General features: G+C 44.3%; 11 protein-coding genes. 6 read left to right on the top strand and 5 right to left on the bottom strand.

What is annotated here, in order from left to right:
* The first annotated feature begins 4 nt into the window (after positions 1 to 4).
* The gene (locus tag KE626_RS06145; protein ID WP_211971979.1) at positions 5 to 517 is read left to right on the top strand and encodes an energy transducer TonB; all 513 of its coding nucleotides are present in this window, start codon (positions 5 to 7) and stop codon (positions 515 to 517) included.
* A gap of 32 nt (positions 518 to 549) precedes the next feature.
* Here the strand turns inward: KE626_RS06145 and KE626_RS35010 are convergent, their stop codons facing one another.
* Positions 550 to 1,725 (bottom strand): AIR synthase related protein, encoded by a 1,176-nt coding sequence (locus tag KE626_RS35010; protein ID WP_211971978.1) that lies wholly within the window; start codon positions 1,723 to 1,725, stop codon positions 550 to 552.
* A 136-nt stretch (positions 1,726 to 1,861) separates the two neighbouring features.
* Between KE626_RS35010 and KE626_RS06135 the strand changes: the two genes are divergently transcribed.
* Positions 1,862 to 2,800 carry a bifunctional riboflavin kinase/FAD synthetase gene (locus KE626_RS06135; RefSeq protein ID WP_211971977.1) on the top strand — a complete coding sequence of 313 codons (939 nt, stop codon included), beginning with the start codon at positions 1,862 to 1,864 and terminating at the stop codon, positions 2,798 to 2,800.
* Between the two features lie 376 nt (positions 2,801 to 3,176).
* Here the strand turns inward: KE626_RS06135 and holA are convergent, their stop codons facing one another.
* Both holA and KE626_RS06125 read right to left on the bottom strand, forming a co-directional pair.
* On the bottom strand, positions 3,177 to 4,172 hold the full coding sequence (gene holA, locus KE626_RS06130) for a DNA polymerase III subunit delta (RefSeq protein WP_211971976.1): 996 nt from the start codon (positions 4,170 to 4,172) through the stop codon (positions 3,177 to 3,179).
* 50 nt (positions 4,173 to 4,222) lie between these two features.
* Entirely contained in the window at positions 4,223 to 4,879 is a 657-nt protein-coding gene (locus KE626_RS06125) for a ribonuclease H-like domain-containing protein (protein ID WP_249207296.1), read from the bottom strand.
* Between the two features lie 173 nt (positions 4,880 to 5,052).
* Here KE626_RS06125 and KE626_RS06120 point away from each other — a divergent pair, with 173 nt between their 5' ends.
* Both KE626_RS06120 and KE626_RS06115 read left to right on the top strand, forming a co-directional pair.
* A complete protein-coding gene (locus tag KE626_RS06120) occupies positions 5,053 to 6,015 on the top strand; it encodes a hypothetical protein (protein WP_211971974.1) in 963 nt (320 codons plus the stop codon).
* Between the two features lie 470 nt (positions 6,016 to 6,485).
* On the top strand, positions 6,486 to 6,881 hold the full coding sequence (locus KE626_RS06115; RefSeq protein ID WP_211971973.1) for a response regulator: 396 nt from the start codon (positions 6,486 to 6,488) through the stop codon (positions 6,879 to 6,881).
* 116 nt (positions 6,882 to 6,997) lie between these two features.
* Here the strand turns inward: KE626_RS06115 and KE626_RS06110 are convergent, their stop codons facing one another.
* A complete protein-coding gene (locus tag KE626_RS06110; RefSeq protein WP_211971972.1) occupies positions 6,998 to 8,641 on the bottom strand; it encodes an ABC-F family ATP-binding cassette domain-containing protein in 1,644 nt (547 codons plus the stop codon).
* 298 nt (positions 8,642 to 8,939) lie between these two features.
* On the opposite strand from KE626_RS06110, the gene KE626_RS06105 reads away from it, so the two are divergent.
* Both KE626_RS06105 and murI read left to right on the top strand, forming a co-directional pair.
* Positions 8,940 to 9,602: a carbonic anhydrase gene (locus KE626_RS06105; protein ID WP_211971971.1), complete on the top strand. Its 663-nt coding sequence runs from the start codon at positions 8,940 to 8,942 to the stop codon at positions 9,600 to 9,602.
* A gap of 2 nt (positions 9,603 to 9,604) precedes the next feature.
* The gene (gene murI / locus KE626_RS06100; protein WP_211971970.1) at positions 9,605 to 10,423 is read left to right on the top strand and encodes a glutamate racemase; all 819 of its coding nucleotides are present in this window, start codon (positions 9,605 to 9,607) and stop codon (positions 10,421 to 10,423) included.
* Positions 10,424 to 10,602: 179 nt separating this feature from the next.
* On the opposite strand, the gene KE626_RS06095 is transcribed toward murI, so the two are convergent.
* On the bottom strand, positions 10,603 to 12,651 hold the full coding sequence (locus KE626_RS06095; RefSeq protein ID WP_249207295.1) for a S9 family peptidase: 2,049 nt from the start codon (positions 12,649 to 12,651) through the stop codon (positions 10,603 to 10,605).
* Between the last annotated feature and the right edge of the window lie 114 nt (positions 12,652 to 12,765).

Here is a 12,765-nt window from a genome sequence, read left to right as displayed (position 1 = left end):
CAATATGGAAAGGTCCCGGTATTTACCGGGGCTTTTTTTATGGAATTATATGGCTGATTCATCTAAGGAAAAAAACGTTATGATACTTATTTCCTGTTTGATCGCTTTTGCTATTTCGTCATCAGATACCAGCAGGAAACAGGTAATGGTTGAAACAGGTAATTGTATAATTTGTTTCATGGAGGAAGATCCCCCACTTTTCCCAGGTGGAGAAAAGGCACTCACCCGCTACCTTGAAAAAAATATAAAATATCCTTCGGCAGCATTGAAAGCAAAAATCAGCGGAACCGTCTTCGTACAATTTACTGTTGCGAAAACAGGTGCTATCTGCGATGTCCACACTGTTGGTACATACAAGGGATATAGCCTGGAAGAAGAGGCGATAAGAGTTGTAAGTAAAATGCCTAAATGGAAACCAGCCAAAATGGGTGGACAATATACTGACGTAATGTTTAATCTACCTATCCGCTTTATATTTCCTCCGGAAAAAGAAAATAAAAAAAGGCAGCCCAGTTAACCGGACTGCCTCACAATTATTTCTCACAAATATTAATACACAAATGTTCCAGCCGGTGCTTTCACCGTTACCTTCTTCTCTTCTGCGGCTTCTACCCTGCCTATAATCTGTGCATCTATATTAAAGCTTTTGGAAATGCTGATAATATCTGCTGCAATTTCTTCCGGCACATACAATTCCATTCTGTGTCCCATATTAAACACCTGGTACATTTCTTTCCAGGGTGTACCGGATTGTTCCTGGATCAGGCTGAATAATGGTGGTACCGGGAACAGGTTATCCTTGATAACATGCAGCTTCTCGATAAAATGCAACACCTTGGTTTGAGCGCCGCCACTGCAATGTACCATTCCATGTATTTGCGGACGGAATTGCTCCAGTACTTTTTTAATAACCGGTGCATAGGTACGGGTGGGAGATAATACCAGCTTGCCTGCATCCACTGCGCCAAATCCCGGGATATCGATTTTTTCCGTCAACGCCTTTTTGCCGCTGAATACCAGTTCAAAAGGAATATTCGGATCAAAACTTTCAGGGTATTTTGCAGCAATATCTTTACTGAATACATCATGACGGGCGCTGGTTAAACCGTTGCTGCCCATACCGCCATTGTATTCGGATTCATAGGTAGCCTGTCCGTAAGAGGCCAGTCCTACTACCACATCACCTGCCTGAATACGGTCGTTGGAAATTACATCTGCTCTTTTCATTCGGCAGGTAACGGTAGAATCCACGATGATGGTACGTACCAGGTCTCCCACATCAGCTGTTTCGCCGCCGGTAGAGTAGATACTGATACCATGATTACGCAGTTCAGCAAGAATTTCCTCTGTGCCATTGATGATGGCGGCAATTACCTCACCGGGCAGTAACTGTTTGTTACGGCCTATAGTAGAAGATAACAGGATATTATCAGTAGCACCTACACAAAGCAGGTCGTCCATGTTCATGATGATGGCATCCTGTGCAATACCTCTCCATACGCCCAGGTCGCCGGTTTCTTTCCAGTAAATGTAAGCCAGGGATGATTTGGTGCCGGCACCATCTGCGTGCATAATATTGCAATACGCATCATCGCCTCCTAAAATATCGGGTACTATTTTGCAGAAAGCTTTTGGGAAAAGCCCCTTATCAATGTTTTTAATGGCATTATGCACATCTTCCTTGCCTGCTGAAACACCGCGCTTGGCGTAAATATTATTATCCACCGGGAATTAAATAAATATGTAAATAAAAATTAAAGTAAATAAAGATGCCTCTCAGGCTGCAAAAGTAACAGATTCCACGCAGAATGCCCGCTGAATGTGTTAGATTTGCACGGCGTTTTTGATAGTATTGAATTATATGCAGGTTCACAGGGACTTAGACCACTTACCGGAATTCCGTAATGCTGTTATCACAATAGGCACCTTCGACGGAGTACATGCAGGCCATCGCTTCATTATCCAGCAACTGGAGCAGGCTGCCAATGATTGTGGCGGCGAAACCGTGATCATTACCTTCGACCCGCATCCCCGGGAGGTATTGGCGCCTAAACCCAATAATATAAGGCTTTTGACCACTTTAACGGAAAAAATAGCCTTATTGGAGCGTGCCGGTATCGATCACCTGGTAGTAGTACCCTTTACCAAAGCATTTTCGGAAATGCCTGCCCGCAGCTACCTGGAAGACTTCCTGGTAGCACGTTTTAACCCGCACACCATCATTATCGGCTACGATCACCGTTTTGGTCATAACCGCGAAGGCGGACTGGAACTGCTGGAAGCAGAACAGCAGCAATATGGATTTAAACTCATCGAAATTCCGCAACAGGTAGTACATGATCTCACGGTAAGTTCTACCAAAATCCGTAAAAGCTTACACGAAGGCGATATCAGCCTCGCCAATGAGTTACTTGGCTATACCTACTTTTTATCCGGCACCGTGGTACACGGCGATAAAATGGGCCGTCAGCTGGGATATCCTACCGCTAACCTCCATCTGACCGACGAAAGAAAACTGATCCCGGCAGAGGGTATCTACGCCGTACAGGCCGGACTAAAAGGACAGCCGGAGCTGTTGCCCGCTGTGATGAGCATCGGCTTCCGCCCTACTTTCAATGGTACCGACCTGCGACTGGAAGTACATATTTTTGACTTTAACGAAGATATTTATGGACAGGAGCTCACCGTATACTTTGTGGAGTATATCCGTTCCAACCTGAAGTTTGACCAGGTAGATGCGCTGATTGTGCAGATGGATAAGGATTCTGCGCAGGCAAAAGAAATACTGGCAGGACTTTAGCATTCTTCTCCCAATAATTCTATTTTCTTTTGCTATCAACACCAAACCTATCACCAGGTAAATAACTGCCAATGATATCCGCATTCCCGGCGGCAGCGGCTTTTTATGCGCCAACACACCTGATGTTCTTATACGCTGAAATAACCGGTAACCAAATCGCGCCAGGAGCGCGCTGATAGCTGGAAAAGCAAGTATCGTCACTATGCTGCCCACCCATTCTCCGGCGCCTTCCAGCTCCGCAAGGTTCACGATTATAAAAAGGTTGATAATACTCACAACAATGAGGGCTGCGGTTAGCATACAAAAAAAGCCAGGATAATTTTCAGTACAGCATAGGTACGCTCCATAGGTATATGAATATAAAAATTACGGGGTATTAATGCATCACCTTAAACATCAGTTCCTTCATCAGTTCACCATCTTCCACTCCACTATCGTTCACGCCTATACTCCGCAGGTTATACTGGTGTAATAACAGGATGGCTTTTTCAGTACCTTCCGGTCCGTACTGCCGGGCTGCATTCATATAATCCTTTACAAAAAAGGGATGTACCCCCAATGCAGCCGCCACATCTTTTTCTGCTCCTTTTACGCTGAAAATAAGGTTTACTTTGGCGAAGAAATTATAAAGTGCAGGCAAGGTCATTTGCATGGGAGCCGCCTTAGGATTGGCGGCAAAATAGGCGATGATCTTGAAAACCCTGGCTGTATTTTTTTGCCCCAGGGCGTTCTGCAGTTCAAATACATTGTATTCCTTGCTGATGCCCACATACTTTTCAATATCACCTTCATCGATCTTCTTTTGCGCGGGCAGGTTTACCAGTAGTTTGTCTATTTCGTTGGCGATGCGCGACAGGTCATTGCCGATATGATCGACCAGCAGGATGGCGGCTTTTTGCGAAATGGCCAGTTCACGGCTGCTTACATAGGATTCTACCCAGGCAGGCAGCTGGTTATCATATAATTTTTTGGTAGACAAGAGCACGCCCTTGTCTTTAATAAGCTTGGCCATTTTGCTGCGGCCATCGATTTTACCCTGCTTGTGCGCTACTACAAAAACTGTGGAACTCAGCGGGTTATCGATATAAGCTTCCAGTTTGAGCAAATCGCGCATGGCCTGCGCTTCCTTGAGCAGTACTACCTGTCTTTCGGCAAACATCGGATAACGACGGCAGGCGTTGATGACGGTGCTCCAGTCGGTATCTTTTCCGTATAACACGGTAAGATTAAAGCCTCTTTCCGATTCCGGCAGCAGTTCATGTTCCGCGTAGCTGGTTACCTGGTCAATAAAAAAGTCTTCCTCACCTTCCAGCCAGTATAATGATTTAAATTTCTGTTGCTTCCAATCCCTGATAATATCCTGGTAATCCATTACTTATAACTTTTGTCATTCAGCTGTTGGCTTTTGCCTACGGCAGATGCTTATTTTACGAAAACTATATCTTCCTCTTTCAGTGCCGGTAGGCGTTTGAATTTCAACAACAACTGGGCTACTGCGAGCACATCTTTCTGGCAATAGGCAGCTATGCGTACCAGGTCTTTTTGTTCCCAGTATACTTTGGCTACCATGCTGCCATCAATATCGTCTTTTGGCGTATTGATCCCCATCACGGCGGTGAGGAGCTTCAGGGAGATATAATGTTTAAAGTCTCCGAAGCGCCATAGTTGCAGCGTGTCCAGCATGGGCATTTCCCAGGGCTTAAAACCGTGCAGCTGTAAAGGCTGGGGCAAAGATAACTGATGGATGACAGACCTCCTGCAAATAAAAGGAATATCGAACTCTTTAATATTATGTCCGGCAAACTGGAACCGGGGATGCTTCGCATAGAACTTATTGATTAATTCTAAAAAACGGGTAAGTACAACTGATTCATCGTCATCATAAAACGATTTCAGCCTTAAAGTATACCGGTTATTTTCCACACTGAAGAAGCCTACCGAAATGCACACTATTTTCCCAAATTCGGCGTAAATGCCTGCTCTGTCAGCGTATGCTGTTTCTTCGTTTCCGGAAACTGGCGCAGTTTTTGCAATTTTGTCACGCCAGAGCTGTTGCATATTGTCAGGTAGTAGCTCCATCGTTGGAGCAGCCGGGGTAGTTTCTATATCCAACAGCAATAGCTGATCTAGAGCAATATTTGGAAGCACGATTGAAAAACTGGTTTTATATCTATGATAAAATAAGAATATTAATAAGTACTTTTGAATAACGATTTTTAACCATATAACTATTAAACATAAAACTCACAACTATGACGGAGAACACATTTAACACTCCTGCACCGGGATCGCCCGGACCAGAAAAGCCACGTAGCCGCAATGGTCTAATTTACGGTATTTTAATCGCAGCATTAGCCGGCACCTGGATATATATGTTATACGACAAGAATAAATCCAGTGAGCAAATCGTACAAAAAAACACGCAGATAGATTCTATCTCGTCTTCCCGTGATGCGTTACAACAGGAATATAATGCAGCCAATGCCCGTCTGGATGATCTGATTTCACAGAACACACGTATGGATAGTCTTGTTAAAACAAAAGATAAGGAAATACAGGATATGAAAGCCAGGATCTCCAGCATCCTGTCCAACAAAAACGCTACACAGGCGCAGCTGGCTGAAGCCCGTCGTTTGATTGAACAGCTGAAATCCAATATCGACGGCTATACTCAAACGATTGAGCGTTTAGAAGGCGAAAAGATTGTGCTGGCAGGTGAAAGAGATGTAGCACGTAAAGAGCGTGATTCTGTGTCAACAGTTAAAGACAGTCTGAATAAAAAAGTGGACCTGGGTTCTGTGCTGCATGCCTCTGACATCAAGCTGTTACCGATCCGTGTAAAACACAACGGCAAAGAGGTAGAAACCAGCAAGGCAAAACGTGCGGATATGATGCGTGTAACATTTGACCTGGACGACAACCGTATTGCGCCAACCGGCGACAAAGAAATTTATGTTGCGATCACTGCACCTGATGGCGCTCCATTAGCAGTTGAAGCACTGGGTTCCGGTCGTTTCACCTTGGAAGACGGCACCGAAAAATTATATACTGCCAAGAAAACTGTTTCTTATGTAACCGGCCAGAAACAAACTGTAAGCATGGACTGGAAACAGAATTCTGATTTCAAACCAGGCGACTATGCAGTGGAAATTTACCACAACGGCTTTAAAATTGGCCAGGGTAAGGTGACACTGAAGAAAGGCGGCTTATTTTAATAACATTTAGCTGTTAAACCAGGTGGATACCTGGAACAAAAGACCAGAGCGGATATATTATTCTTCGCGCTGGTCTTTTGTTTTTACAATAACTTTCCAATATCATCTCATTTCATGATGTTTTTTTCACTTATCTAATTTGTTAATGATTAGTTATTGACAAAAACATATATATAAAAATAAAATTAAATTAACGTTCTTTGCTTGCACAATAAAAGATAGCCGGAGCCCACTGTGTTCCCAGACCAATGCTTGAGAAGAAGAATGTGACAGGCAACTTATAATGCCCGACTAACCCGCGTTTTACAGTAAAGGATGATTGATTTCAGCGCTTGTTACCTACTGAAGTCACTGATGTTCTATATGTGTAAAAGCGGTATTCAAACAACGCGATTCTTCCCTCTTAAACACCGTCTTTGTACCACTCCCGCTATACCGGATAAGATAAGAAGCCCAATTAAAACCGAAGCATGGAAGACATGAATAAAATAGTGTACGTTGTAGATGATGATGAGATTTTTCATTTCATCATCAAAAAAATGTTGGGACAGCAAAGCAATCACCTGGTAGTTACCTCGTTTCTTTGTGCAGAGGAAGCGCTTGAGCAACTTTCCAACACCCCCCAGTCTACACTACCCTCCCTTATTATTCTTGATATGAATATGCAGCGGATGAACGGATGGGAATTTATCGAGGCTTACCGTGGATTGAAAACTTCGCTGCAAAACACCATCCCGATTATCATGTGTTCCTCTTCTGTAGATGTGCGGGATATGCAAAAGGTACAGCACACACCGGAACTGATGGCCTATATCACCAAACCACTTGATAAAAATAAACTCAAAGTAATAGAAGACTATTTATAGAGAAATTACGGATTATAAATTACGAATTACGGCCTTGTAAAATTAATAGACGCGAAAACATTCGCTGCTATCTTTTTACAAGGCCGTAATTCGTAATTTATAATTCGTAATTTCTTTTACGCCAATACCGCGTTACCGTACATCTCCTCACGCAGCGCTTTCACACGTTCATCTGCCAGGTACTCGTCAAAGGTCATCATTCTGTCGATGATACCTTTAGGCGTGAGTTCTATAATACGGTTCGCTACTGATTGCATGAAGGTATGGTCATGTGTGGTGAATAAAACCACGCCTTTATAATTGATCATACTTTCGTTGAACGACTGGATAGATTCCAGGTCCAGGTGGTTGGTTGGCTCATCGAGCACCAGCACGTTGGGATCCTGCAGCATCATACGGCTGGTCATACAACGTACTTTTTCACCACCGCTCAGCACGGAAGTTTTCTTCATGATTTCATCTCCACCAAATAACATCTTACCAAGGAAACCGCGCAGGAAAGGTTCATCCACATCGGTTACGTGCGGTGGCACATACTGGCGTAACCAATCCATCAGGTTCAGATCCTTGTTGGTAAAGAATTCGGCGTTATCGTTGGGCAGGTAAGCGCTGGTTACCGTAGTTCCCCATTCGAATTTACCGCTATCAGCCTGTGCTTCATTGTTGATGATTTGGAAGAAGGTGGTAAGCGCCAGGTGATCTTTTGACAGGAAAGCGATCTTATCTCCTTTGTTAACAGAGAAAGTCGCATCCGTAAAGAGTTTGCGGCCATCCGCCAGTTTCTCCAGTTTTTCTACGTTCAGGATCTGGTTACCTACTTCACGCTGTTGCTTGAAGATAATACCCGGATATTTACGGTTAGAAGGCTGAATATCTTCCACCACCAGTTTTTCCAGCGCTTTCTTACGGGAAGTAGCCTGTTTACTTTTGGAGGCGTTGGCACTAAAGCGGGCGATAAAGTCCAGGAGGTCTTTACGCTTATCTTCCATCTTCTTGTTCTTATCTGCGATCTGACGGGCCATCAACTGGGATGATTCGTACCAGAAAGTATAGTTACCGCTGAAGATCTGGATCTTGGCGCGATCCACATCGGCAACGTGCGTACAAACCGCATCCAGGAAGTGACGGTCGTGGGATACAACGATCACAATATTTTCGTAGTCGGCCAGGAAGTTTTCCAGCCAGCCAATCGTTTCCACGTCAAGGTCATTCGTAGGCTCATCGAGCAGCAGGATGTCCGGGTTACCAAACAGGGCCTGTGCCAGCAAAACACGCACCTTCAAACTACCGGCAATATCTTTCATCAGGGTACCATGCATGTCTTCCTTTACACCCAGATCGCTCAACAATACACCTGCATCACTTTCTGCGGTATAACCACCCATTTCACCATACTCTGCTTCCAGTTCGCCTGCACGCATACCATCTTCTTCGGTAAAATCCTCCTTGGCATAAATAGCGTCTCTTTCGGCCGCTATTTCCCAAAGTTTCTTATTCCCCATTAATACGGCATTCAGCACAGTAACCTCATCAAATCCAAAGTGATTCTGTGAGAGCACACTCATGCGCTCACCCGGAGTGATTTCCACAGTACCTTTATTCGGTTCTATTTCACCGGACAATATCTTCAGGAAAGTAGACTTCCCTGCCCCATTGGCCCCAATCACACCATAACAGTTCCCTTTTGTGAAATTGAGGTTTACTTCGTCAAACAATACTCTCTTACCAAAAGAGAGCGTTACGTTTTTAACACTGATCATGCTGGCTATGTAAATTTTGAAGCTGCAAAGGTACAGATTTTATGCGGGCTTTCCAAGCCGATAGCGATCTTCGCATGAGAAGGAAAAAGCATGTGCAATATGCTTTAAAATAATTTTTTATATATTTAGTTTAACCGCGCAGGTTATGGAAAGACAGCATACGCCCAGCGCCCCTGCAACGAAAAAATCAACAACAACATTTCGTTAATTTTACCGGCTTCCTTTTTTTATAACATACCGGCTCTCAAATGTATATGCTTTCTATACGTATCTTTAACGCACAAAAAACTGATATACGATGACAGCATATAACCAGATATTTGAGAACAACAGACGTTGGGTAGCTTCTAAATTAGCCACAGATCAGGAGTTTTTCGAAAAGATGGCAGACACGCAAACGCCGGACTATCTGTATATCGGTTGCAGCGATAGCCGGGTACCCACCAACGAAATCATGGGCCTTGAAGCAGGAGAAGTATTTGTGCACCGCAACATCGCAAACCTGGTACCCAACACGGACCTCAATGTAATGGGCGTCATTAACTATGCGGTAGTACATCTGAAAGTAAAACATATCGTTGTGTGCGGCCACTACAACTGCGGAGGCGTAAAAGCCGCCATGCAGGCCAAAGACCTCGGTATCCTGAACCCGTGGCTGCGAAACATCCGCGATGTTTACCGTCTTCATATGGATGAATTAAATGCCATAACGGATGAGCATGAACGTTATAACCGCCTGGTAGAACTCAATACCCAGGAACAATGTATCAATGTCATTAAAACGGCCGCGGTACAGAAATCCTATGTAGGAAATGGCTATCCCACTGTACACGGCTGGGTATATGACCTGAAAAACGGTATGCTGAAAGACCTGAAAATTGACTTTGAAGGCGTACTGCACGAAATTCAAAAAATTTATGACCTCACAGGTTCCGGCCTGATGCAAAAAGATACCGAATAATCATGGGTCCTATTGGTGTATTTGACTCCGGTTACGGCGGCTTAACCGTACTGAAAGAAATTATCAACGAGCTACCCGGATATGATTACATCTACCTGGGAGATAATGCCCGCGCGCCTTATGGCAACCGCGGCTTTGATACCATTCACGCCTACACGCTGGAATGTGTGCAAAAGCTGTTCGACATGGGCTGTCCGCTGGTGATTGTTGCCTGTAACACCGCTTCTGCAAAAGCACTCCGCACGATACAGCAGAAAGACCTTCCCCGCATAGCGCCCGACAACAGGGTGCTTGGCGTAATTCGTCCTACTTCTGAAATGGTGGGCACACTCACACAAACCGGTGAAGTAGGCATCCTGGCCACCAATGGTACCGTATCTTCCGAATCCTATCCACTGGAAATACACAAGTTTTTTCCACATGTAAAAACCTACCAGCTGGCCTGCCCCATGTGGGTACCGCTGATAGAAAATAATGAACATGAAAGTGAAGGAGCCGATTACTTCGTGAAAGAATACCTGGATAAAATACTATCTGTTGCTTCCGATATCGATACGCTGGTATTGGGTTGTACGCACTATCCCCTGCTGATGAAAAAGATCAGACAGTTTTTACCCGGTGGCATCAATGTGGTATCGCAGGGAAAAATTGTGGCGCATAGTCTGAAAGACTATCTGAAACGGCATCCTGAAATGGAAACAAGGCTGAGTAAGCAACAGCAGCAACAATTTTATACCACCGATGATCCTGCTATTTTTGATAAAATGGCGGAGATATTTTTTGGGAAAATGGTATCATCAAAGAAGATGCTCACCAAGTGATTTTTGTCTTACCCAGGATTAACGGTGATTAGGATGATTTTCAGGATTTTTTCTTTTAGATTTTTTAAAGATTAATGAAGATATATCCGCTTATATCTCCCTTAATCTTTAAAATCAAAAAATGGAAAAAAATCCTGAAAATCATCCTAATCACCGTTAATCCTGGGCAAGACAAAAAGCTATTTGCCTTCGAGCTTCAACAAAAACGCATAATCCAACGCCACTTCCTTTAGTGCGGTAAACCGGCCGGAAGCGCCACCATGACCGGCGTCCATATTGGTATGCAGCAGCAGGAAATGATGATCTGTTTTCAGTTCCCTTAATTTAGCCACCCACTTAGCCGGTTCCCAGTATTGTACCTGCGAATCGTGTAACCCTGTGGTGACCAGCATATTTGGATAGGCTTTCGCCGTTACATTATCATAAGGAGAATACGATTTCATATAATCATACGAATCCTTATTTTTTGGATTTCCCCATTCATCAAATTCACCGGTTGTTAAAGGAATGCTTTCATCCAGCATAGTGGTTACAACATCCACGAACGGCACTTGGGCCACGATACCATTGAATAAGGTGGGCGCCATATTCGCCACTGCACCCATCAGTAAACCGCCGGCACTGCCACCCATAGCGTACAGGTGGGCGCTGTCGGTATAATGCTGATCTACCAGGTAGTTGGCGCTGGCTATAAAATCAGTGAAGGTGTTCTTCTTCTTAAACATTTTTCCATCTTCATACCATTGCCGGCCCATTTCCTGGCCACCACGGATATGTGCAATGGCAAATGCGAAACCGCGGTCCAGCAAACTTAGCAGGCCGGAGTCAAATGTGGCATCCATACTGTTGCCATAAGATCCGTATCCATACAGCAACAACGGGCTTTTCCCATTTTTTTCAAAAGTCTTTTTGTACACAATGGAAATAGGAATTTTTGTGCCGTCTGTAGCAGTGGCAAACAATCTTTCAGAGGCATAGTCTTTCGGATCATAACCACCCAATACTTCCTGCTGACGCTTTAATTCGCTTTTGCCGGTTTCCAGGTTATAATCGTACACAGAATTAGGGGTAATCATGGAAGTATAGTTATACCGTAATTCCCTGCTATCCATTTCCGGATTGGTACCCACAGATGCGGTATAGGCCGGTTCTGAAAAAGACAGGTACTTTTCTGTATGCGTTTGTTCATTGATCACACGGATCATGGTTAAACCGCCTTTTCTTTCTTCCAGTACGGTGAAGTCTTTAAACAACTCCAGTCCCTCCAGTAATACATCGGGCCGGTTGGGAATAATTTCTTTCCAGCTTTGCCGGGAAGTCTTATCCAATGCGGTTTCCATCAAACGGAAGTTAAGCGCATTCCAGTTGGTGACAATATAGAATTTATCGCCGCGATGATCGATGCTGTACAACATTTCTTTTTCACGGGGCTGAAAAATGCGAAAGGCGTCGTTTGGCTTCGCCGCATCCAGGATGCGGCTTTCAGACGACAAGGTACTTTCGCTGTTGATAACGATATATTTTCCCGACTTGGTTTTTGACACACTTACATCAAAGGTTTCATCGGCCTCATGATATACTTCCTTATCGGCCGGTGTACCCAGCGTATGACGCATGATACGGTCGGCCCGAAGCGTTACGGTATCTTTACGTGTATAGAACAACGTTTTATTATCACCTGCCCAGGTGCTGGCAGCAGTAGTTTCCGGGATCACGTCTGTAAGCAGCTCGTTTGTTTCCAGGTTCTTAATGCGGATGGTATAACGTCTGCGGCTCACCGTATCTATGCCATAGGCCATCAATGTAGCGTCAGGACTGATACTGAGGCCTCCCACGTGGCAATAGGCGTGCCCCGCAGCCAGTTCATTTACATTGAGAATTACCTGCTCGGTGGCCTCGAGACTGCCTTTCTTACGACAGTAAACGGGGTATTCCTTTCCTGTTTCATAACGGGTATAATAGTAGTACCCGTTTTTGAGATAGGGCACGCTCATGTCTGTTTCCTTGATGCGTGATTTCATCTCATCAAAGAGTTTTTCCCGCAACATTTTCTCGGGCGACAAAACCGTGTCCAGGTAAGCATTTTCCGCGTTCAGCCATGCCAGCACTTTGGGGTTTTCGCGGTCATTCATCCAGTAATAATTATCGATGCGTTTATCACCGTGGATACTGAGTTCTTTCGCTATCTTTTCCGCTACCGGAGGTTTAATATCAGCCTGATCATTCATAGTATTCTTCTTTTCATTACAAGACAAAAGCACTGTTCCCAAAAGCAACCAAAAATTACCCTGGAAGTTTTTAAACATAGGAGATAGTTTTAAATAGTATGGTTTGTGTAAATA

The sequence above is a fragment of the Chitinophaga hostae genome (assembly GCF_018224885.1).
In the GTDB taxonomy this organism is placed as follows: Bacteria; Bacteroidota; Bacteroidia; order Chitinophagales; family Chitinophagaceae; genus Chitinophaga; species Chitinophaga hostae.
Note: the sequence above shows the minus strand (reverse complement) of the source record. Positions and strands in the feature narration are given on the sequence as shown.